21 protein-coding genes are annotated in these 22,529 nt (G+C 53.6%); 11 read left to right on the forward strand and 10 right to left on the reverse strand.

What is annotated here, in order from left to right:
• Positions 1-8: 8 nt before the first annotated feature.
• Entirely contained in the window at positions 9-578 is a 570-nt protein-coding gene (locus FUA23_RS01395) for a hypothetical protein (protein WP_147928919.1), read from the reverse strand.
• A gap of 230 nt (positions 579-808) precedes the next feature.
• Positions 809-2,062: an exo-beta-N-acetylmuramidase NamZ family protein gene (locus FUA23_RS01400; protein WP_147928920.1), complete on the reverse strand. Its 1,254-nt coding sequence runs from the start codon at positions 2,060-2,062 to the stop codon at positions 809-811.
• 24 nt (positions 2,063-2,086) lie between these two features.
• Here FUA23_RS01400 and FUA23_RS01405 point away from each other — a divergent pair, with 24 nt between their 5' ends.
• The gene (locus FUA23_RS01405; protein ID WP_246143980.1) at positions 2,087-3,586 is read left to right on the forward strand and encodes an exonuclease domain-containing protein; all 1,500 of its coding nucleotides are present in this window, start codon (positions 2,087-2,089) and stop codon (positions 3,584-3,586) included.
• 17 nt (positions 3,587-3,603) lie between these two features.
• Here FUA23_RS01405 and FUA23_RS01410 read toward each other — a convergent pair whose 3' ends face one another.
• On the reverse strand, positions 3,604-4,830 hold the full coding sequence (locus tag FUA23_RS01410) for an ABC transporter permease (RefSeq protein ID WP_147928921.1): 1,227 nt from the start codon (positions 4,828-4,830) through the stop codon (positions 3,604-3,606).
• A 239-nt stretch (positions 4,831-5,069) separates the two neighbouring features.
• Here FUA23_RS01410 and FUA23_RS01415 point away from each other — a divergent pair, with 239 nt between their 5' ends.
• A complete protein-coding gene (locus FUA23_RS01415) occupies positions 5,070-5,804 on the forward strand; it encodes an SH3 domain-containing protein (RefSeq protein WP_147928922.1) in 735 nt (244 codons plus the stop codon).
• 14 nt (positions 5,805-5,818) lie between these two features.
• Here FUA23_RS01415 and FUA23_RS01420 read toward each other — a convergent pair whose 3' ends face one another.
• Positions 5,819-6,301 (reverse strand): GNAT family N-acetyltransferase, encoded by a 483-nt coding sequence (locus FUA23_RS01420; RefSeq protein WP_147928923.1) that lies wholly within the window; start codon positions 6,299-6,301, stop codon positions 5,819-5,821.
• 156 nt (positions 6,302-6,457) lie between these two features.
• On the opposite strand from FUA23_RS01420, the gene FUA23_RS01425 reads away from it, so the two are divergent.
• Both FUA23_RS01425 and radA read left to right on the forward strand, forming a co-directional pair.
• Complete coding sequence (locus FUA23_RS01425) at positions 6,458-6,814, forward strand: helix-turn-helix transcriptional regulator (RefSeq protein WP_147928924.1); 357 nt, start codon at positions 6,458-6,460, stop codon at positions 6,812-6,814.
• A gap of 63 nt (positions 6,815-6,877) precedes the next feature.
• Complete coding sequence (gene radA / locus FUA23_RS01430) at positions 6,878-8,293, forward strand: DNA repair protein RadA (protein ID WP_147928925.1); 1,416 nt, start codon at positions 6,878-6,880, stop codon at positions 8,291-8,293.
• 18 nt (positions 8,294-8,311) lie between these two features.
• Here radA and FUA23_RS01435 read toward each other — a convergent pair whose 3' ends face one another.
• The gene (locus FUA23_RS01435) at positions 8,312-9,529 is read right to left on the reverse strand and encodes a hypothetical protein (RefSeq protein ID WP_147928926.1); all 1,218 of its coding nucleotides are present in this window, start codon (positions 9,527-9,529) and stop codon (positions 8,312-8,314) included.
• Between the two features lie 166 nt (positions 9,530-9,695).
• Positions 9,696-10,766, reverse strand: coding sequence for an aldo/keto reductase (locus FUA23_RS01440; protein WP_246143983.1), 1,071 nt, complete (start codon positions 10,764-10,766; stop codon positions 9,696-9,698).
• Between the two features lie 434 nt (positions 10,767-11,200).
• Between FUA23_RS01440 and FUA23_RS01445 the strand changes: the two genes are divergently transcribed.
• The 3 genes from FUA23_RS01445 (at position 11,201) to FUA23_RS01455 (ending at position 13,284) form a co-directional block, all read left to right on the forward strand.
• The gene (locus FUA23_RS01445) at positions 11,201-11,782 is read left to right on the forward strand and encodes a sigma-70 family RNA polymerase sigma factor (RefSeq protein WP_147928928.1); all 582 of its coding nucleotides are present in this window, start codon (positions 11,201-11,203) and stop codon (positions 11,780-11,782) included.
• Positions 11,783-11,877: 95 nt separating this feature from the next.
• Positions 11,878-12,129, forward strand: coding sequence for a hypothetical protein (locus FUA23_RS01450; protein WP_147928929.1), 252 nt, complete (start codon positions 11,878-11,880; stop codon positions 12,127-12,129).
• Positions 12,130-12,237: 108 nt separating this feature from the next.
• Positions 12,238-13,284, forward strand: coding sequence for a DNA topoisomerase IB (locus tag FUA23_RS01455; RefSeq protein ID WP_147928930.1), 1,047 nt, complete (start codon positions 12,238-12,240; stop codon positions 13,282-13,284).
• On the opposite strand, the gene porD is transcribed toward FUA23_RS01455, so the two are convergent.
• The 4 genes from porD to FUA23_RS01475 form a co-directional block, all read right to left on the reverse strand.
• Complete coding sequence (porD, locus tag FUA23_RS01460; protein ID WP_147928931.1) at positions 13,253-14,251, reverse strand: type IX secretion system protein PorD; 999 nt, start codon at positions 14,249-14,251, stop codon at positions 13,253-13,255. The two genes, FUA23_RS01455 and porD, sit on opposite strands and share 32 nt — an antisense overlap.
• A 76-nt stretch (positions 14,252-14,327) precedes the next feature.
• The gene (locus tag FUA23_RS01465; RefSeq protein ID WP_147928932.1) at positions 14,328-15,602 is read right to left on the reverse strand and encodes a bifunctional phosphopantothenoylcysteine decarboxylase/phosphopantothenate synthase; all 1,275 of its coding nucleotides are present in this window, start codon (positions 15,600-15,602) and stop codon (positions 14,328-14,330) included.
• A gap of 126 nt (positions 15,603-15,728) precedes the next feature.
• Complete coding sequence (locus FUA23_RS01470; protein WP_147928933.1) at positions 15,729-16,073, reverse strand: DNA-directed RNA polymerase subunit omega; 345 nt, start codon at positions 16,071-16,073, stop codon at positions 15,729-15,731.
• Positions 16,039-16,872 carry an outer membrane protein assembly factor BamD gene (locus tag FUA23_RS01475; protein WP_147928934.1) on the reverse strand — a complete coding sequence of 278 codons (834 nt, stop codon included), beginning with the start codon at positions 16,870-16,872 and terminating at the stop codon, positions 16,039-16,041. Before FUA23_RS01475 ends, FUA23_RS01470 begins: the two co-directional genes overlap by 35 nt.
• Positions 16,873-17,217: 345 nt before the next feature.
• Here FUA23_RS01475 and FUA23_RS01480 point away from each other — a divergent pair, with 345 nt between their 5' ends.
• From FUA23_RS01480 to FUA23_RS01495, 4 genes are all read left to right on the forward strand, one after another.
• Positions 17,218-18,120 (forward strand): DUF3137 domain-containing protein, encoded by a 903-nt coding sequence (locus FUA23_RS01480; RefSeq protein ID WP_147928935.1) that lies wholly within the window; start codon positions 17,218-17,220, stop codon positions 18,118-18,120.
• Positions 18,121-18,150: 30 nt separating this feature from the next.
• Positions 18,151-18,687, forward strand: a complete 537-nt coding sequence (locus tag FUA23_RS01485) for an RDD family protein (RefSeq protein ID WP_147928936.1) — start codon at positions 18,151-18,153, stop codon at positions 18,685-18,687.
• A gap of 398 nt (positions 18,688-19,085) precedes the next feature.
• Positions 19,086-20,318, forward strand: a complete 1,233-nt coding sequence (locus FUA23_RS01490; protein WP_246143985.1) for an acetyl-CoA C-acyltransferase — start codon at positions 19,086-19,088, stop codon at positions 20,316-20,318.
• A gap of 68 nt (positions 20,319-20,386) precedes the next feature.
• The gene (locus FUA23_RS01495) at positions 20,387-22,492 is read left to right on the forward strand and encodes a 3-hydroxyacyl-CoA dehydrogenase NAD-binding domain-containing protein (protein ID WP_147928937.1); all 2,106 of its coding nucleotides are present in this window, start codon (positions 20,387-20,389) and stop codon (positions 22,490-22,492) included.
• Positions 22,493-22,529: the final 37 nt, after the last annotated feature.

Below are 22,529 nucleotides of genomic sequence, written 5' to 3' on the forward strand. Positions count from 1 at the left end.
CACTACCGCTAGAAGCGGTAACCGATGCGCCAGTTGATGCTGGGCCGGCTCGTGCCTAAGATAGACCGTCGCCCAACGAGCCGACTTCCCGGACGGAGATTTACTCCTGCGGTCAATTCAAAGTCGAAGCGCCGCCCGAGTTGGCGGCGAAGACCCCAGTGCGCGTTGGCGCTAAAGTGATCGTTGGTCGTGATGCTGGAATTGGTGTTGTAAAGGAAGAAGTCGGGACGGTACTGAGCGGTCAGACCTACAAAATTTCCGCTGTTGTTTGCCGTGTTTTGGCCACGCTCTGCCCGTTTGGCCAGGTTGTAGTAATGGCGCCCGCTCAGGCCAAATACCGGCTGCAGGCCGTAGTAATTCGGAGATACCTCCGGAGAGGAGTAACGGAACCTTTGTCGGGCACCGATTTCGAGCCGGACCGTCGATTTTGAAGATATCTTTCTTTCGTGGACCAGATGAATGGTACCAAGGTTGGCTTGCAGGCTGGTGATCGATGCTTCTGGTGTGGGAGCGATTTCTTCCTGCGCGAACAGGCAGAGTGTAAATAAAAGGGAGAGGGTGGTGAACAGGGTCTTCATGCGGGTTTCTTTTTGGATGAGGTGTATTAATGTGTCACTAAAGTAGACGTCGTTCCGTTGGCTTCCTAGCAGGAAGGTCCTCCGGAGCCAAGCTTAACGCCGGTTTAACGGAGCATTGGCCTTATCGTGAAAATATTTAAGAAACGGGCGCGGCCGCAGGTGCGGAGTGAGGCTATACGGCCAGGCTCCACAATGAAGTTTGGTAGACGCTGAAGAGCGAAGTAGCCCCCCTATGGGTAAAGGGTGTACCGACTGCGCAGCAGTCGGTAATCGGCCAGTTCTGCGGCCCATCCGGCCCGGATGGCTTCGGCGGAATCTCCGGCGATGATGCGCTGGCGGAGCTCATCGGTTCCGGCCAGGAGGTCGAAAAAATCGGGGCGGGTGAAAAACTCCACACCCTGATTGTCGAGGTCGCGGTAGGCATCGACCAGGTAATCCAACTGAAGGGCCGGACGACGGACGAGGTGAGGAGAGAGCAGAGTAAGATCGAAACCACGACAAAGCTTTCCTTCAAGTTTAGGGCTGGCACTGCCCGGGCCGGGGGTAGGGGTGAAGCGTATGTCTCCGGCGGTAAACGAAGGGTGGCCGTACAACTGAAACTGCTTATAGGTGCCACGGCCAACGGAGACGGCAGTTCCTTCGAAGAAGCACAGGCTGGGGTAGAGGTAAATGCTACGGGCGTTGGGCAGGTTGGGGGACGGCGCAACGGGGAGTTCGTAAGCGAGCTCGTGGCTGTAGTTTTGCATCGGGATTACGGTCAGCCTGGCTTGTTTCCCTTCCGGAAGCCAGCCTTCACCGTTCACCATTCTGGCGAATTCACCTACCGTAAGGCCGTGAGCAACGGGAATGGGAGCAATGCCCACAAAACTGCTGAACTCCGGTTTCAGGACAGGCCCGTCGATCAGGTGGCCGTTCGGGTTAGGGCGGTCCAGCACCATCACCTCTTTATTGTGGGTAGCGGCGGCTTCCATTACGTAGAAAAGAGTGGAAATGTAGGTGTAGAAGCGCGCACCTACGTCCTGAATGTCGAAGACGATTACGTCGATGTTGGCCAGGTCCTGAGCGGAGGGTTTTTTGTTCTTGCCGTAGAGCGACTTAATGGGCAGGCCGGATTGTTGGTCGATGCCGTCTTTTATGGTGGCTCCGGCGTCGGCTGCGCCCCGGAAACCGTGCTCAGGAGCAAATATCTTCTTCAGGTCCAGGCCGAGGCGCTGGAGACTGTCGACAAGGTGAACGTCTCCGATGGTCGAGGTTTGGTTGACTACCAGAGCGACACGTTTCCTGTTAAGTCGGGGGACGTAAGACTTTGTGTGGAAGGCAGCGGGACGAGCCTCGCGGAACTCGGAAGGAGCAGTATTCAAATCGCTTTGCTCTTCGATACGTTCGCTTTGCACCTGCGTTCTCGCCGTATCCGAAACGGTGTTGTTGCTACAATTTGAGGTAAATAAAATTAGAAAAACAGAAATTATTAGTACCTTGGCCATTGCATTAGTAATTTAGTGGGGGATTTGTCGATTGAAACGGGATTCAGCCCCGGCTCACTCGCCTGGTTATACCTTCTCTTCCTGCGGGGAGCACAGATTTTCACTCAAGACATGAAGCAGAAAGAATACGCGATTATAGACGTAGAAACAACGGGAGGCAAAGCCAGCCGTTGTCGTATAACCGAAATCGGTATTGTGATCTTCGACGGCGAAAAGGTAATCGAAACTTACGAAACCCTGATCAACCCCGAAACCTGGATTCCTGCCGGAATCGTGGAACTAACGGGAATCACTCAGGAAATGGTGAAGAGCGCTCCTAAGTTCGAAGAAGTAGCCAAACGGATCATCGAATTAACCGAAGACCGGATTTTTGTTGCCCACAACAGCCGTTTCGACTACGATTTCGTGAAGGAGGAGTTCCGGCGTTTGGGGTACACTTTTACCCGCAAACAACTCTGTACCGTACGGCTGACCCGTAAGACCTATCCTGGTCTTAAGTCCTACAGTCTTGGTAATCTGGTGAAGCATTTCGGTATCCGGCTGGATAACCATCACCGTGCGCTTGCGGACGCAACGGCCACTACGGAACTGTTGAAATTCTGCCTTGCTGGCCCGGAATCCGACACAGACGTTCAGACGCTGGTAAACCGTGGCATCTCGGCAACGAGGCTTCCTCAGAACATGAAACTGGACCAGATCATGGGCCTGCCCGAGGAGTGTGGCGTTTATTACTTCCACGATAAGGACGGGAAAGTGATCTACGTCGGCAAGAGTGTAAACATCCGCAGCCGGGTCTCTCAGCACTTCAACGACCGGACGAGCAAAGGAGCTCTGATCGCCCGTACGGTTGCGGATATCACGTATGAACTCACCGGCTCAGAGCTGGTGGCGCTTTTGCACGAGAGCGAGGAGATAAAGCGTTTGCAGCCAAGCATCAACCGGGCGCAACGACGGAATAAGTTTGCTTACGTCATTATCTCGAAGCTGAACGAAAAGGGCTACCGGTGTTTCGACATCGTGAAAAACACCGCTCAGGTGAGAAAGGAGGAGGATGTGATAAGTGAGTTTCCCACGCTAACGCGCGCTAAGGGGCGACTCAACTTTGTCCGGAAACACCTCGATCTTTGCGGCATCTTCACCAAGCAAAACTCAGGGAAGATTTGCTTTTACTATCACTTGAAACAGTGCCGGGGTGCCTGTTGTAACGAAGAGTCTCCCGAAGACTACAATATGCGGGCGGAGGAAGCCCGGCTGCACCTTCGTAATGTATTCGATTACGATTTTCTGCTCTTTGATCGTGGGCGAACCCACGATGAAGAAGCCGTGATCTTAGTTCAGGAAGGAAAGTACAGAGGCTATGGCTACGTTTCCAAAACTGAATCGCTGGGAGTTGAAGAAATTGTAGACCGGGTAAAATGGCTGGAATCTCATCCGGATACTGCCCGGATTATTCAACGCTATGTGTCCGATAAAGGAGGGCGGATGGTTGATCTTGCAACCGGCAAGCGTAAAAGTCTGGTGTAGCTCCGGCGGGAGCTTGTTTACCGGCGAATGGCTTCTACCGGGTCGAGGCCGGCTGCTTTTTTGGCGGGGTAGGTCCCAAAAACTACGCCAATCAGTAAGGCTACCACAGAGACCACAAGGATGGTGTTGAAGGAAAAGACTACCCGGAACTCCAGCTCGTCTACGATCATATTAAGGATGGGGGCTGCAATGAAGGCTACGGCCATCCCGAGCAAAACGCCGAAAAAACTGCCGATGGCCGAAATCGCGATCGACTCGGACAGGAACTGACCGATTATGTCACGGCGGTTCGCTCCAACGGCCTTCCGAACGCCGATTTCAGGAGTGCGTTCTGCAATCGACATCAGGAGAACATTCATAACCCCAACGCCTCCTACCACTACGGCGATACCAATGATGAAGCCCATCACCCAGCGGAATACAGAGATTCCCTGAGCAAGCTGTTCGAGATAGCCCGTGTAGGTCGAGGTCTCTACCGGTTTGTCGATGGCCGGATAGCGATTCCGGAACCATGCATTGGTGAATTCTTCGGCGTCGAGTACATCGTTGACGTCGGCGAGGGCGATGTTCAGAACAGGATCAGGTGTTGGAGCTTTCGTCATGCCGGCCATTGCGGCCAGGGGGAATGCAATGCTGAAATTCTCTTCATCGTCGGATTTGATAATTCCTGCGATTTCCAGCGAATCGCCAAAAAAGTGGAGGTGTTGACCGATGGCGTCGGCCGTTGTGCCGTCTTTTCCCACCACGCGACGGGCTACGTTCTCGGAAGCTAGCAGAAGGCGCGCGCCACTGGTTACCTCATTGTCGGAAATCAAGCGCCCGTGTAAGAGCGCACTGTCCGGTAGCGGATTGAGGACGGGGAGGCTAAACGCCTGGATGCGTAAACCGATTTTAGTGCTGTCTGGTGTATAACCGACGGAAGAAGTATTGAAGGTGAGCTGGCCTTCAGCCTTATAGGGAAGACTGTCGAGAAGTTGGTCGACGATAGCAGCATCGAGCCGAACTGCGGTGTCTCTTTCGGTATAAATCCCATCGATTCTGGTACCGGTGTTTGCTTTTACGACCAGGTTTTCCAGCGAACTCTTTTCGGCGATCATTTCCTTCGCGTAGAGTTCCAAACCATCAATCATTGACAGCATTGCGACAAGAGCGCCTACCCCGATGATGATGCCGAGTACAGAGAGGAAGGTCTGGAAAAAGTTAGTACGTAGATTGCTGAAGACGTCGGAGAAGGCGGAGAACATGGCGCGGTTTTACGGGGCCGGGAAGCCCGTGATGGAATCAACAGGCACAAACTGACGTACAGGGCGCTTTAAAACTACTTTTTTCGATGGACGGCATATGTTCTCCGACTTAAACCTTTCCGGTTCGCTCAGCAGAAACGGTCATGGTGGCAGCGGATACTATTCAACAGGTATCGAATGCGAGACGTTCCGTCGGGACTGCTTGCCGGGGCGCTACATTTGTACGAAACAAGGAACTCATGCGCTCAGTAATCTTATTTTCGTGCTTTATTCTTTTTGCTTTTTCTGCCACCGGACAAACGGAATTACGATACGTCTGGGCAAAATCAGGGCTGACCTTACGGGCAGAGGGGAGGGCCGGGGCAGAAAAAACAGGGGTTATCCCTTACGGAGCTGCCGTTCGGTTGACGGGAGAGGAAGGCGAGCATGCAGAGGTTGAGGTATTGCGTGCCTTGTCGATCGGCCCTGAAGTGCAATCTAAACCGTGGTCAATGTCGGCCAACTACCTGGAAGTGGAATGGAATGGAGAAAAGGGCTGGATGTACGGAGGGTACCTTGTCCGTTTCCTGGTGCCTCAGCGAAAGAGCCCGTCTGTCGAGGAATGGCTCGAAGATATCGGTGGCACTCCGGATACGTTGTTGAACGATGTCCGGTTACCTGATTTTGGCGGTTACCAGAGTCTCTATCGTTACCGCAACGGCATCAGCAGGACGGAAGAAAGAGGAGAAGGATGGGGTGCAACGACTATCGTTATTCCACTGACCAGCTTGAGCCATGGTTACCTGATTGCTGATGAGTTCTATCAGCTGTCCGGAGCCATGGAGGAGTATAGGAATGAGGAGAACATCGGGATAGATCCGGCGGTGTTGAGCAGTAAAGGCGATGACCACCTCTTGTTTGAAGACGAGTTAGGACGTATTGAGATTCGCCGGATAGGAGCTGTTCTGGTGATCACTTCGGAGGGTGGGTGTTGACGAGTCCCCGCTTTTTAACCAGCACTTTTACCGGAGTCGGGAAGAGGAGTATAGAGCATTGCCCGGTGCGGAATGCCGTCCTCGTCGTAAACGTCGCCGATTCCTTTAAAACCGATACTACCGTAATATTTATCCAGGTGAGCCTGGGCACTTATTTTAACGGTTTGTGCTCCGTAGTAACGAAACAAAACCCGCAATGACTCCTGCATTAATGGTCGGCCCAAACCGGTACCACGGGCAAAAGGGGCCGTAATTACCCTGCCGATGCTGGCGTAGTCATCGTAAGAGATACCTTTTTCCAGAATCCGCGTGTAGGCGGCCAGGCGGCCGTCTTCCGTGAGGCCAAGAAGGTGAATGGCTTGTTGGTCTTTATCGTCGAGGTCCTGATAGACGCAGTTCTGCTCAACTACAAATACCTCGGCGCGGAGGCGAAGGAGTTGGTAGAGTTGACTGGTGGTCAGGTTTTGGAAATGGACCGGTAGGTAGGTTAACTGCATGGGGAATTGTTTGGGCGGCGCGGACGCAGGTGCAAAGTAAGGTTGAAGAAGCATTGTCGCTGAAATAGGGGAGGGAATCGTTGTAATATTTTTTAATTTAAAACTTTATGTTTATAATTGTGATGGATTTAAACAGCAGGATTAAAACAACAACAAATGGCCCGTTCTAAAGCCTATTTATTTGAAGACGATGAGCAGTTAGGAAGTCAGCTTAGTATGGCACTTGCGCATCCGGCACGCTTCCGGATGATGCAAAGATTAATCCGTGGTGGCTCAATGTGTTACCTTGATCTGATCGCCGACATTCCCCTGGCGGAGTCTTCGGTAAATTGCCACCTCAAAATCATCAAACGATTGGATTTCGTGCGTCCGGCAAGCTTGCCGGACGGGACGACAGGGTATCGACTGAACACTGAACTGTACAATGATTGTATTTTGGCGACCCGCAGATTATTGCGCAAAGACAGCCGGGTCGTTCGTATGGTGCCGGAAGAGGATGCTTCTATTGTTTAATCTCAACTCGGATATATCGACATGTCGACTTATCGACATGTCAACAAGTCGACAAATCAAAAAATGGCCAAAACAAAAACAACCTTCTTCTGCCGCTCCTGCGGAGCGGAATCCCCCAAATGGATGGGCCAGTGCCAGTCCTGTAAGGAATGGAATACTCTCGTCGAAGAAAAAATAGTCAAGACTAAAAACGAGCGCCTCGATTCCAAAACCGATTGGCGCTCGGTAAACGCATCACCACCCGGCGGCGCTACGCTCGCCGCTATGGTGGGCAAAGGCCCCCGGCCAATCCAACTGGAAAATGTAGTGGCCGGAGATGTGAAACGTCTCGAATCGCCTGATCGGGAGCTCAACCGCGTACTTGGCGGTGGCATCGTCCCCGGCAGTATCGTTCTTTTTGGCGGACAACCCGGAATCGGTAAATCCACCCTGCTTCTGCAACTGGCCCTCAAACTCGGCCGTAAGGTTCTCTACGTCTCCGGCGAGGAATCCGAACAACAGATCAAAATGCGGGCCGATCGCCTCGGCGGAGACAAACGCCAGTGTTACCTCCTCACCGAAACCAACACGAGCAAACTACTCCAACACGCCGCCGACATAAAGCCGGAACTTCTCATCATCGACTCGATTCAAACCCTCGCCAGCCCCCACGTAGACAGTATGGCTGGTACGGTTAGCCAGGTGAGAGAATGCGCCTCGGAGCTTCAGCGCTTTGCCAAGGAGTCGGGGATCCCTACTTTCCTGATCGGGCACATTACCAAAGAAGGCTCCATCGCCGGTCCAAAACTTCTGGAACACATCGTCGATGCCGTCCTTCAGTTCGAAGGCGACCGCAACTACACCTACCGAATCCTCCGTACCTTAAAGAACCGTTTCGGCTCTACCGACGAACTGGGCATCTATCAAATGGAAACTACCGGCCTCCGCGAAGTATCTAATCCCAGCGAGTTGCTTCTCTCCGAACGGGATGAAGACCTGTCCGGATCTGCCGTTTGCGCCACCGTGGAGGGGATGCGGCCAATGCTGGTCGAGGTACAAGGCCTCGTCAGCGCAGCTGTCTACGGAAACCCCCAACGAACGTCTACGGGCTACGATGCCAAACGACTGAACATGCTGCTGGCCGTGCTCGAGAAAAGAGCCGGGTTGCCACTGGGTAATCAGGACGTTTTCCTCAACATCGCTGGTGGCCTCAAGGTCGACGACCCGGCCATCGATCTGTCCATCATTTCAGCTTTACTCTCTAGTGCAATGGATGTCACGGTGCCGCCCGATGTCTGCTTCGCCGGTGAAGTTGGTCTCAGCGGAGAAATTCGCGCCGTAACCCGCATCGAACAACGGATTCAGGAGTCCGACCGGCTCGGCTTCAAACGTATTTATGTCTCGAAGTACAACACCAAAGGCCTTGACCCTGATCGGTACGGCATCCGGATCATTACCCTCGCTACGGTACGGGAGCTGTACGAAGCCCTCTTCGCCTGATGCATGGATAATGGGGCTCTACTCGAAATTCCCTGCGTCCACAACTTCCATTACGTAAACTTCCCAACCCCTGCCTTCCGGTTTCAGGGCGCGGAACTGGGTGCTCGAAGAGGTAGTGAAGTAAATGAATTGTTCTACCTGCCGTCCGGTTCCACTCATAAAACGGACGCCGTTCTGCCCATCTCGGGGGTAGTAGCGATCACGGCCGTTTTCAAATCGAAGCGGGTGCTTTTCGGCAACGAAGCCAAGTATCTCAACCTCTTCGTCGTCCAGGCGTCGCTCTTCGAAGTAGCTCCAACGGTTGCGCTCGATCTGGGCGTAGAAATGAAGCGGTTCTCCTCCGCTGACCGGAACAATTTCCATTTGGCGGGCTTGAGAGATGTGCTCGTCGTCCCAGTCGATCTGGGCCGAACGCCCCATTCGGTAAGGCTTACCTGAATACTTCACTGGTTCGCCTTGCTGCAGGCGATAGAACGGAAATACAAAGTCGTGCTCTGACCCTTGTAGTGGCCGGGCGATACGGCTGCCGGGAGTCAGCGTTACGTCCCAGTCTTCTTCACGGGGGAGCTGCGGTGAGCCAGACTCATTACGGCGCTCTTCTGCTTCAAGCCGTGCCGCAGCTTCCTCCATCTTATTGGTAATACTTTTAGGTAGCCACTTTTTTATGGGCTCCAGCTTATTCATTTGCTCTCTTAATTCATTGAGGTCGAGGCCTTCAAAATTACCGTGGCCCTTGAGGTCTAAACTGGTGTCGTTCGTGATGTCCAGGTAAGCCTCAATAGTCCGTTCCAGGTCAAGAAGGAGCGCTTTGTCGGGCTCAGCATCGATCAGCTTCACTTCAGTACCTGTATCTAGCCTGGCCATCAACTTGTAGGTTGACTGCTTGTTTTGCGACACATTGCTTTTAGCAACGAATAACTGCACCAGCGCCCGCGCCGGAACGTTCTTGTCTTTCGCAAACGGCCAGGGGACCGGACCATTCTTTATCAGTAACTTCTGCCGGTCAACGGTGATTATGGTCTTGTTGATAAACCGGGTAAGCGTCCACCAGGTAATGAATAAACCTGCAATAACGTGGAATACAACAAAAAATCCCGCTCCGGCAAAGAGAGTGAATAAACAGATTCCGTTCCAAATGATGCAGAAAAAAAGGAGAAACCACATCACCGGAGTACGCCATGAATAGGATATGAGTAACTCTCCGGAGCCGCGTTCAATATTGAGTTTGGAGGACATGGGTTTAAGTTAAATGTCCGGCTAAATTAAACTCTTTCTTCCAATGTATTGACGTTCTCCGGAAAATTGAATCCATTGCGGTTAATCCTCGAAAACCGGTGACGAGGCACAAGGTAGCGGCCGTCAGGTATCACATTTCTTGTAATTTTCCAGTCTGGCCTATGCCCTATACACTCGGGTTAGGCCACTGTTTCTGTACTTCTTCCAAATCGTTTAGCACCTCGTCGGTCAGCATAAGGTCGACACTGTCGATATTAGTTTTAAGCTGATCCAGACTGGTGGCACCGAAGATGTTACTGTGATTGAAATCCTGATCGTTAACAAAGGCCAACGACATTTGAGTCATGTTCAGGCCGTGCTTTTTAGCGACGGCCGCGTAGGCCTCCGTAGCCGCTAGCGCATTGTCGTTGCCGTAGCGGGTGTATTGCGGGAAGATGTTCAGCCGCGCACCTGGGCGCGCCGTTCCGTCCAGGTATTTGCCCGTCAGGCGGCCCATGCCGAGGGGGCTGTAAGGAAAACCCGCGATGTTCTCCCGGAGACAAACTTCCGCCAGGCCGACTTCGAAGCCACGGGACAGTAAACTGTAAGGGTTTTGAATGCTTACGGGGCGGGGGAGGCCGTTTGCGTCGGCAAGCTGGAGAATACGCATCAGGCCCCAGGGCGTTTCGTTGCTCACGCCCCAATGTTTGATGGTGCCGGCTTTGATCAGGCTGTCCATTTTCGTGAGAATATCAAGGAAGTTGTCCTCCCACTGATCGTTTTTGATGGACTGCACTCCGCGTTTGCCGAAGAAATTTACTTTTCGCTCCGGCCAGTGTAGCTGGTAGAGGTCCAGATAGTCTGTTTGCAGACGGTCCAGGCTCTGGCCCAATGCCTCGTCTATTTGAGACGGGCTGAAACCAAGATTACCGTTACGGATATGTTTTGCAAATTCTGCCGGCCCCGCAACCTTGCTGGCCAGAAAAATATCCTTCCTTTTTCCTGTAGCTCTAAACCAGGTGCCAATGATGCTTTCCGTCTTACCCCAGGTTTCGGGCTTACTCGGGATGGCGTAAAGTTCGGCGGTATCGAAAGCATTTATGCCCCGCTCTACCGCATAATCCATTTGGGCGTGGCCCTCGGCTTCGGTGTTTTGCTTTCCCCAGGTCATGGTGCCCAGGGTTACTTTAGAAATGTCGAAGTTGGTGGTTCCGAATTTATTGTACCGCATCAGGTTTTGCTCGTTTGTGGTTGACAATGCTGTCGTTGGAGGGTACCCGTGGACGGGAACAATGTTCAATCCTCCCGACTTTTTTTCCGCTTCTCACACATATGGAGGCGGCGCAGACGCAGGTGCAAACAACGTTTTACAAACCAACGCTGCTAAAGCTACCTGTGCTTTTTAACCTTCCCCCGGCACCTGCGTTCCCGCCCCTGAAAGCCCTTAGTCTGTGGCTATATTTGTTAGGGTAGGATGCGGATTTATTTCCAGCAATTGACCTTCAGAGAAAAAAAGTTTTCTTTTTTTCTCTGAACTGCAACTTTCGTCCGGAGCTATGGCATTTACCCCATGAAACAACATCAACCGTAAACCATGCCCTCACTCAGTTCGCCTGAGAAAAGGGCATAGCCGGGAGGCGGATATCCGTGAAACTCCGTCAAGCCGGCACAAACCCCCGAAAGGGGCAATCTATGGCACTCGATAACCGCGAGCGTATCTTCAAACTGGAAATGCAGGAGCACTACCAGATCGTTTACAACTTCCTCTACCGAATGTGTGGTAATGGTGCCGACGCGGCTGACCTTACCCAGGAAACATTCGTGCGGGCTTATGTGAAAATCGATCAGTACGAATCCGGAACCAACGCCCGGGCATGGCTATTTCGCCTCGCCAAAAACCTGTTCATTAACGACTACCGTAAAAAGTCACGTCGTGGTGAAAGGGAACTTGATGAGCGCGTAGCTTACAACCAGCGCGATGAAACGCACTCAATGGCCGGATTTACCGACCTCCGCATCGCCGGTGCCATGGAATCGGACTTCTCCGACGAGATCGTCAAAGCAATGGCCTTGCTCAAAGACAACAACCGGGCCATTATCATCATGGCGGATCTCTACGACTTCAGCGAAAAAGAAATCGCCAAGGCGATGGACCTCAAACTGAATACTGTAAAGTCCACCATCCGTCGTGCCCGCCTGGCACTCATCAAATGCCTGTCCGCTTACGCTGAAGACACCTACGGGATTGTCAACACGCGAAACCTGGGGGCATAATTACGCAACCACCCAATGCCACCCCGCGAACCAGCTTCACGGGGTGGCATTTTTAACTTTATAACTTCTAATTTCTTCATTCAAGTCATCAAAAAATGTCATTTTCAAACAGTCGTAAGTCAAACCAGAATCGGAACCACCAACTCCCAGAGGTCGCCGACAGACAACCCGCAGGGCCGACAGGAGAATGTCTTGACCTATCCATAGACCCGAATACCGAAGAAATTAAAAACCTCGACGCTTATCAGGTTTTCCTGAAGCGTAACCTCAAACCTCTCGCTGCCCCCGTTGACTTATTGGCCAACATTCAGGCGAGGTTAGCAGAAATCGACGCGCAAAAAGCGTAACGCACGCAGCCTGAAATCCAGGCGCCACCCTACTGAGGGTCGGAAAAAAGATGCGAAATCCGACAACCTTTTTTTGCTGGTTTTTATTAGGATAAAAACTGTCCTGATATGGATGCCCTACGCCAATCCACGTTCAATAATGTGCCTAATTTGGTTTACGTGTCCGACGATAAGCCCGGTTGGACACGAAGACGTTGCGGGCGCGGATTCAGCTACTTCCGGGAAGACGGATCACGGATCAGAGACAAACTCATCCGCGACCGCCTCAAGGCACTCGCTATCCCTCCCGCATGGAGGGAAGTGTGGATTTGCCCCCTCGAAAACGGACACCTGCTCAGTACCGGCAGGGACGATGCAGATCGTAAACAGTACCGTTACCATCCCGACTGGATGGCCTACCAGCAATTGAATAAATTCAGCCAACTGGTCGGGTTTGCGGAGTTGCTTCCTGCCGCCCGGCAGGGAATCCGGACCATCATCACCGACCGGAGCCAGCAATGGAGCCACCGCCGGGTCTCGGCTATCGCCGTAGCCCTCCTGGACGAAACCGGGATGCGCGTTGGCAACGCCTCCTATCAACGAAAGAACGGAACCACCGGCCTGACCACCCTGCGCCGCAAACACGTCGAAACCGATGAGGATGGTCTCCACTTCGATTATACCGGAAAGAGTAACATCGAACGCTCGGTCGATCTCGCTGATAAAACCCTGGTACGGCTGGTGCACAATATGAGTGAACTACCGGGCTATAAAATTTTCCGCTACCGGGATGCAGATGGCAAGATGAAAGACCTCGACAGCCGGGATGTGAACGAAATGATCAAAGAGCTGGTCGGACCAGATTTTAGCAGTAAGTTCTTTCGTACCTGGGCAGCAACTTCTTCTGCAGTACGGGAATACTGGGAGCTCCGGGAAGAAAACGGCGGTAAAGTACCTGAAAGGCCGGACCTTAGGGTAACTGAACGGGTAGCCGAATTTCTGGGGAATACGGTCTCTGTTTGCCGCAAATACTACATCCATCCGGCGGTGATGGCGGCCATCATCGATGGCAACGTTCCTGGTCCGGAATCGGTCAGTTCAAAAGACGAAGAGCGTTTCTCAGGGGAGTTTGACCTGGAAGAAATTATTGCCTTCTCCCTGTGCTCCGCGAAGTAGCGCGGCCGGGCACAGCCCGGCTTCTGATGCTACGGTATGCACTTGACTTGGATGGGTCCAGACGCGACATCGACTGGATCACAGCGTTCTGCTCTACCGCGGTAGCTCCCTTGTAAATCTCAATTATTTCGTCACGCTTTGCATCGACAAAAGCCTGAGCGTAGACTGTTTGCGGGTAGGCCTGATTGGCCTTCTGGGCGTCTTCGATGGCAAGGGTCACGTTATTGCGCCCGGCAACCAGGTCCTGGCTCATCAGGTCAAGTCCCGTCCGGTGATAAGCGTAATAAGCCCGGCGCAGCGGCAGCATTCGGGGGCTGGTGATGTTCTCCAGCAGGAAGTAACGGTTGCGCTGCTTACCGTTCGCACTCCAGCCGTTGTTGGTGTCGTTGGTGATATTGGTGGGCAGGCGGTTGTAAAGCTCCTGGGCTTTTTGGAAAAAAGCGTCTCCGCCCAGCGGGCTGAAGCTATCGTAGTCGAGGCCCAGAATGATGTAGCTGTAAAAAGCGAAAACAGACCCGAGGTCACTCAGGTAGTTCTGGTCGGAGTACTGTATTCCTTCGCCCTGACTGTAGCTGAACTCCACAAATTTATCGAGAGTGTTCAGGATCGGAGTCTTTTCACCGGTGTTGTAAACCGGGCGCAGGCTCTGGATGGCAACCGTCGCTTTGTAGGCGTCGGGGATAGCCACCTGGGCGCCGTCTCCTTTGGCGGATTTTTCGGTCTGCTCGCTGATCGTGAAGAATAAAGTAGCTTCGATGCGCTCCTCGGGCTCAAACCGGTCTTCGGTCCATACCTGGTTGTTGAGGAAGGTGATCAGGTCTTTTTCTAGTGCGTTGAAAACCCGCTTGTCGGTTTGTAAAATCTGATCGGTGTTCATATTGATCGTCCATAGAATTTCACTCTGGGCGCTGACGCAGGTGCAAAGGAAGAGGACGAAGGAGCAAAGTAGGGAGAAATGTTTATTCATGTCGGTTGTCAATTATCGGTTGCGAGCAGCGGGTTGTGAAGTCTTTTGTCAATTACAGACCAGGCCAACCGGTTACTCATAACTCTTGCACCAGCGCATCTAAAATGTCGTGCGCTACGGCGGCCTTAGTTTTTAACTCAAAGTCGGTCACCTTATTGTTTGTTACCAACTGAATCTTGTTGGTTGTGTGGCCAAAGGCTGCCCCTTTATCGTTGGGGGAGTTCAGCACGATAAAGTCGAAATTTTTCCTTTTCAACTTGCCTCTGGCGTTTTCAAGGCCGTTTTCGGTCTCGAGCGCAAAGCCGACGAGTCTCTGGTGTGGTTTTTTCTCCTGCCCGAGCTCAGCAGCGATGTCTGGGTTGCGGACGAGTTTTACCGTCAGCGGACCATCCTTTTTCTTGATCTTGCCCGCTTCGGTCCGTGAGGGGCGGTAGTCTGCTACCGCAGCCGCGAGGATCGCGGCATCAGCCTGCCGCCATTTCAGGACCGATACGGCGTGCATCTCGCGGGCAGACCGGACGTTATGGATGGTTATGCCATTTTGGTCCGTAGTCAGCTTGGTAGGGCCCAATACGAGGTCGACTCTGGCACCGCGTGCTGCTGCGGCTTCGGCCAACGCGATGCCCATCCGGCCCGTACTGCGGTTGCCGAGGTAGCGCACCGGGTCGAGGTCTTCGTAGGTGGGGCCGGCTGTTATGAGAATTGCTTTGCCGGCAAGGTCTTGCACCGCAATGGTGGCCGGAGGTGTCCCGCCCTGCTCACCGTTAACATTCTTTGCATCCTGCGGTCGCGCCTCTCCTGAATTTGGTTGCCCGGCCAGAAAATCACTCAGGGTTTTGATGATCTCGTCGGGCTCGGCCAGGCGGCCGGCTCCGGAAAGACCGGAGGCCAACTCTCCCGTACCTACATCGATCAGGTGGTTGCCGTAGCTGGTGAGGAGCTGCACGTTGCGTTGGGTGGCGGGGTGGGCCCACATGTCGAGGTCCATTGCCGGAGCAAAAAAGACCGGGCACCGGGCCGAGAGGTAGACGGCTACAATTGCGCTGTCACAAATGCCGTTGGCCATCTTCCCCAGTGTCGTCGCTGTAGCCGGGGCTACCAGCATTGCATCCGCCCATAAACCGAGTTCAACATGGTTGTTCCAGCTGCTGCCATCGTGCACGGAAGAGGTGACTTCGTGCTTTGAGAGGGTAGCCATAGTCAGGGGCGAAATGAAGTCTGTCGCCGCCCTGGTCATCAATACCCGTACTTCGGCGCCCTGTTTCACCAGCCCGCGAACGATGAGGGCTGCCTTGTAGGCAGCGATTGAACCTGATACGCCAAGGATGATTTTTTTTCCTTCTAAAGACATAGGGGACGGTTGACGGGCGTGGTGCCGGAGCGTAAAGCAAAAGGCAATGGTAGTGCCCTTAAAAACGAGAAACCAGGAGCCGGTTACACCTGCTCCCAGTTTCTGACTTCTGGTTTTTTGTTCGGTTTATACCTCCTCTTCTTCGCGGGCAGCGTTGTAGCGGTGGTACAGCTCGTCGTCAAGGTATTCGCGCATAGCGATCAGTACCGGATTGGGGAGCTTTTCGTAAAACTTGGAGATTTCGATCTGCTCCTTGTTCTCAACTACTTCCTCGATGGTGTCGGTCACTTCAGCAAACTCTTCGAGTTTCTGGTCGAGCTCGTGTTTGAGGTCGACAGCGAGCTGACGGGCGCGGCGGCTGACAATGGCGAGGGTTTCGTAGATGTTACCCGTGTCTTTCACTACATTCTGGATGTCGCGGGCACTAACGTCGGGACTAAGGCCTTGAGCCCGTGCTTTGATATCTGACATTTTCGAGTTCTTTTAGTTTGGCTTGAGATTTTGTGAGGATGTCCTGAAGCTCGTCACGGTATTCGCTCGTGTCGTAGCGTTCCAGGAAGGAGTTGGTGAGATCGACCGCTTTTTCGAAACGCTCCTGTTGGCGGGTTACGTAGCTTTGGCGGGCGTACTCGTATTGGCTTTTGGCCATGAGGAAACGAATCTCCTCGGCACGGGCGGTTTCGGGATAGTCTTTCAGGACATTCTCGAAACTTCGCTGTGCAGATTCAAAACGCGAAAGGTCTACGTAGAGTTTCGCGGATTCGAAATCCTTCTTTTCCATTTTGGCCCGCATTTCGTCGATGAGCAGGTTTGCTTCCGATACGCGCTCACTATTGGGGTAGCGGTTGGCGAATTCTTCGAAGCCCTCGATGGCTTTAACGCTGTAGCTTTGATCGAGGCGGTAAACGGGGCTGAGCTCGTAGTTGGAGTAGGCAGCCATGAAGTCGGCCTCTTCCTTCAGCGGGGAGCCACCGTATGTGGTGGCAAAATTTTTGAAGTAGTAGCTGGCCAGTACGTACTGCCTGGTGTAGTAGTAGGTGTAGGCGTAGCGGTAGGCAATTTCTTCAGCTTCAGCCTTGCCACGGTAAGGGCCAATGGTAAGCTCGTAGAGCGTCTGTGCCCGCTGGTATTCACCCTGTTCGTAGTAGTCGCCGGCTTTAGCTAACCACAGCGCAGGGTCTCCGCTGGTACGGACAGACTCAAATTCCGACTTACAGCCAAAGGCGATAAGGGCAACAAAGAGGAGGGATAGAAAGTGGCTGAATTTCATATAGCACGCAAAGGTAAGGAAAATTAGTAAGTTGGTTCTTTTGTTTGTCGTTCGTGTGGGCGGGGGAGAAGGGATAAAAACTGTTTCAGCTCACAGGAGAGCCAACTTGCAGTATTTTGGCATGTGATGTCCCGCCGGGGGCGGAGAGTGAAAGGGCTTTTCCGCTGGCGTTTCAGGCAGGAGCCCCAACCCGTGTTCTGAGGATTTCAGGGTATGATAATGGGGTAGCACCGTAAAGAGGAGTAAAAGCACGGAAAGGTTGTAGAAGTAAACCATTACCTTGCACCCTGCGAACTAAAGTATCTGGCACCAATTCCATCTCCACCGCGCATCGATGAACTTCGGATGTTTTACAACACCACCATCCGCCCCGAGCTGTACCGGCTCGAACGGATGCGCCTGCGCCTGGTCCGCGGAATATTTGCGTCCGTTTTGGCGGTAGTGCTTTTGCTCATCAGTTTTGTCGTTTTCGACCTGGGCTTCCTGATTTTCCTGCTGGCGATGCCGATCGTTTTTTACATGGGGGCATTGTACTACCGTATTGAAAAATTTCGCCAGGCCTTCAAACCGGCGATCATGACGCTGCTGATGGAGTTCCTCAATGATGCGCCTAATTACCGGTCACTGACCTATGACCCGAAACACCCGATCGGCCGTGACCGGTTTGAACGCAGTGGCCTGTTTCGTCCCTCGCCGGATGCTTACCACGCCGAGGACTACATAAAAGGCCTTGTGGGCGAAATGGCCTTCGAGATGGGCGAGGCCTATGTCCGGGAAATCAGCGCGGCAAGCAACCGGCTGGAGGTGGTGTTCAGCGGCCTGTTCGTCCATGCTATTTTCAACGAGCCGACCACAGGGCAGATCGCCGTTTGGCCCCGCAGGAACATTCGTCGCCTCAAGCGGGCGGTAGATGCTTATGTATCGGACAGCGGCATCAACGCCGATATTGAGGTGATGAACCCGGGCTTCCGCGAGGAATTTACCGTTTACGCAAAGCCGGGAACCCACGTGGCGGGCATCCTGACTCCGCCAATGCAGGATGCTCTGCTGGAGTTTGCCCGCGACCAGGACCAGGATCTTTTCTTTGCTGTCCACAACCAAGACCTGTTTATCGGGGTGGCGCACGATTATGATATGCTGGAACCGAGGTTCTTTAAGTCTAACCTCAGTTTTGCCCTTATCCGTAAATTTTACGCCGATATCACGCTCATGCTCGGCGTGATTTCCGATTTTGACCAGACGCACTAAGTTTTGTATTTTCTGTAGGAAACTTCTTCAATGTCTTCAGACATTAAACGAAAAAAACAACCTAAAACCCTTACAGCTATGGAATTTGATGACCTTCTTGACGACAACCTCTCCACCGAAAGCCGCTACGCTGCGCTGGCGGACGCAAGCAAGGGTAAGCGATTCTGGAACTACCTCATTGACCAGACATGCATGATGGTAATCGGTTTTTTGGCGGGGATAGCAATTGCGCTGGCAGATCCATACGGAAATGAAACCTGGCTGCTGAACAGCGGAGCCATCGGCAACTACCTGTTTGGTGCCTTCATTGCGCTTGTGTACTACCCGCTTACGGAGGGCTTGTTGGGCGGTAAGTCCATCGGGAAACTTTTGACCGGTACCCGTGCTGTCCGTCAGGATGGAACAAAGGTGGATATGCAGGACGTATTTCTGCGTACTCTAAGCCGGGTGGTCCCCTTTGAGGCATGGAGCTTTCTTGGGAGCAAGGATCGTGGCTGGCACGACGAGTGGACAAAGACAAAAGTAGTAGACGAAAAACACCGCCACCAGAGTAAGGGCGTTTATTAGGCGAGGACGCAGGATGCAAGGGTAGGTTGAGAGAGCTACCCGGCGGAGGCGTTTCACGCTGGGTGAGTTTACGTCGCAACCCATCTTACCTTGCTTGTTGGCCCATTAGTGAAGTTCTGCCCCGGACAAATCTCAACACATCATTTACGTGATCAGAAGTTGATCTTCCCGGCTGTTCACCGGCGGTGAAGGCCGCCGGGGCGGTAAAACTTTGTAGGCCTTAGCGCGAAGCCCCGGCATCATTACCGGCACCGCTGTTTGGTCCGTTATTCACATAAAAGCAGCTTTTGCACCTGCGACCGCGCATAAAAATGCTAGCTTTGCGAATACCGTTATGCCAGGAATAAGTCACGCGTGCGTCTGCTTGCTGTGGCAACTGCCTGGTATATATTGACTACGTGATTACCAGACTGAATATGCCGACCAAAGCCTACATCTACGACGCCCTGCGCAGCCCCCGTGGCCGGGCCGATGGCAGTAACGCCGATCTTTACGAAGTTAAGCCTATCGATTTGCTGAGCCAGTGCCTTCGTGCGTTTCAGCGAAGGTCCGGGCGCGAAGAATTACCGGCTAGCATCGACGACCTGATCATCGGGTGCAATACTCCGGTTGGAGACCAGGGGTACAACATCGCCCGTGCTGCATTACTCAACGCAGGGTGGGGGAGTGCCCGGGGAGGTTTACAGATCAACCGCTTCAACACCTCCGGCCTGGAAGCCGTCAACCTTGCTGCGGCCCGCATCACGGCCGAGTATGGCGAAGTCATCATCGCCGGCGGCATCGAATGCATGAGTCGCGTACCTACTTACCTCAATGGCGGCCCGATGCTCAACGATCCCTCTACGGTCATCAATAGTCACTACATCCCTCAGGGAGTGGCGGCCGATCTTGTGGCGGGCTCCAACGATATTTCACGTGAAGAACTCGATGCGTACGCCTTGAAGTCTCACGCCAAAGCGGTGGCGGCTCAGAAGGCCGGGCGCTACAGCAAGAGCCTCGAGCAAATAGCGGACGCCAATGGCCTCGTTATTCTCGCCGAAGACACCATCTGTAGCCCAGGGCTGAATACCGATGACCTCGCAGAACTGCCGCCCCGGTTTACAGAAATGGGGCTGGCGGGGTTCGACGAAATGGCCCTGCACCGGTTTCCGCTGGTCGACCATGTTGAGCACAGCCATACAATCGGAAACACCTCCAAGGCGGCCGATGGCTGCGCCCTCGTCTTGCTGGGCAGCGAGAAAGCCGGAAAAGAACTCAGCCTCATCCCCCGGGCCCGGATCAGGGCCGTTGCAATGAGCGCCGTGGATGCGACTTTGTTGACGGGCGGTCGCAATGCTGCCGAGTTGGCCCTGGCCAAAGCAGGGCTTGAGGTGAAAGATATAGACCTTTGGGAATTCAACGAGTCTTATGCTGCCCCGACAATCCGGTTTCAGCGGCACTTTGAAATCGAAGACGATTGCTTCAATGCCCTCGGCGGAGCTATTGCGCTGGGCGAGCCTCTCGGGGCGGTTGGCGGAATGATGCTTTGCCAGTTGCTCGATGAAATGGAGCGCCGTGATCTTACCCTTGGCAGCCTCACTATCGATGCCGGTGCCGGCCTGGCCGTCTCAACTATTATTGAAAGAGTATAGCAATCTGAAGCTGGGTGCCAGCGATCTGGTAACCGGCTTCTGATTGCTTAGTTTCTAGCTTCCTGACTATGATTCACTACCGCAAAGACACTGACAATATTGTTACCCTGATCCTCGACATGGAGGGTAGGAGCAGCAACCTGTTGAACCACGAGCTGGTTGCTGCCTTCCAGCCGGTAATAAAACATTTACAAAGCGAGAAGGCCGCCGGCCGGGTAAGTGGTATTATCATTACCTCCGCAAAGAAGGACTTCCTGCAGGGGGGAGACCTTTCCTATCTCCGGGAACTCAAAGATCCTGAAGAGGCCTTCAACGCAGCCCAAAAGTTGAAAACGTTTCTACGTGACATCGAGCGGCCGGGAGTACCCGTAGTCGCGGCAATAAACGGTGACGCCATCGGTACCGGTTTTGAGCTGGCCCTGGCCTGTCATCACCGGATAGCGCTGGCCAATCCTAAAACCAGGCTTGGTCACCCTGAAGTGAAGATCGGGCTCATCCCCAGTGGTGGTGCGGTAATCCGGCTCATGTGGCTCCTTGGTATCGAACGGGCCTATCCGCTCTTGCTGGAGGGCAGGCGCTACAGCCCGCAGGAAGCACTCAAAGTGGGGATCATCGATGATCTGGCGGATGACCAGACGGGGCTGATGCGAAAAGCCAAAGCGTGGCTGCTGTCTGACCCGCCCACCCAGCGCCCCTGGGATGAGGAAGACGGCGAAATCCCCGGAGGGACAGCCGCTGAACCAAACCTGGGGCACCGCATCAGGTTGCTGACCGCACGACTCTCCGCAACTTACAATGATCTGTACCCTGCAGAGCGGGCTATCCTGGATTTGCTGGCCGAAGGCTCTAAGCTCGACTTCGAAACCGCATGTCGGCTCGATAGCAGGTACTACGCCCGGGTAGCCACCGGTCAGGTGAGCAATAATATGATTTCAACTTTCTGGTTCGACAAGCAAGCCATCCGGACCAACGGTCTGGGGCGGCCGAAAGGCTACGGCAAATTCCGGCCGCGCAAAGTCGGCATCATAGGTGCCGGACGAATGGGGTCAGGAATCGCCTTCCTGTGCCTGCGCAACGGCCTTACGGTGGTGCTGAAGGATGTAAGCCAGCCAATCGCAGACCGCGGGCGCGAGTACGTCATCGAACGGATTGATGAGTACATCGAACGGGGCACCTTTCAACCGGAGGAGCGGGAAGAGTTGCTCTCCCGGATCATTACCACCGATCAGAGCGCAGAATTCGAGAACTGCGATATTGTGGTGGAGGCGGTCTTCGAGAACAAAGCCATCAAACTGAAGGTAACCAAGGAAGCCGAAGAACAACTGGATGAGTTTGCGGTGTTCGCCACCAACACGATCTCGATTCCGATTACCGAGCTGGGTAAGGGGAGCCTCCGGCCGGAGAACTATGTCGGGATCCACTTCTTCTCTCCGGCAGAGAAGACCTACGTAGTTGAAGTCATCAGAGGTGAGCAGACAAACGATGAGACCATCGCCCGTGCCTTCGATTTTGCAACCTCGATTCGTAAGATCCCCGTTGTAGTCAAAGACAGTTGGGGCTTCTTCACCGCCAGGGTACTGAATACCTACATTCTGGAAGGGGTTACTATGCTCAACGAAGGCTACCCCGCTGCGCTGGTGGAAAACATGGGCCGTCAGGCCGGGATGGAGAAAGGCCCGCTTGCCCTGGCGGACGAGCTGGGGCTCAGCCTGGTGATGCGCTACGAAGAACAAGCCGCATCTCACTACGGAACCAAGTACAAGCAGCACCCGGCTGTACCAGCCCTTAAAATAATGCTCGACGACCTGGGCCGGGGCGGGAAAAGCAAACGTGCCGGATTCTACGAATACGATGCCGACGGAACCGCCCGTCTGTGGAATGGGATCAGCGATCACTTTCCGGTTACCAAAGACGATTACGACCGCCGGCGCATGAAAGACCGCTTTCTTTTCTGCCAGGTCATAGAGTCTGGCTGGTGCCTTCAGGAAAACGTAATCACTGAACCTGCCGGCGCCAACCTGGCGAGCGTGTACGGTTGGGGATTCCCGCGGTATACCGGTGGTGTCCTTCGGTACCTGGAAAGCTACGGCCGGGAGGAATTCGCCGCTCGTTGCGCCGAGTTGTCTGAGCGCTACGGACAGCGCTTCACGTTGCCGAAAGCCCTCCGGCCTTAAGCGTGAGGATGTCGTCAGAATTATCTGAGCCGGTAAC

The organism is Neolewinella aurantiaca (genome assembly GCF_008014675.1).
Lineage (GTDB): Bacteria > Bacteroidota > Bacteroidia > Chitinophagales > Saprospiraceae > Neolewinella > Neolewinella aurantiaca.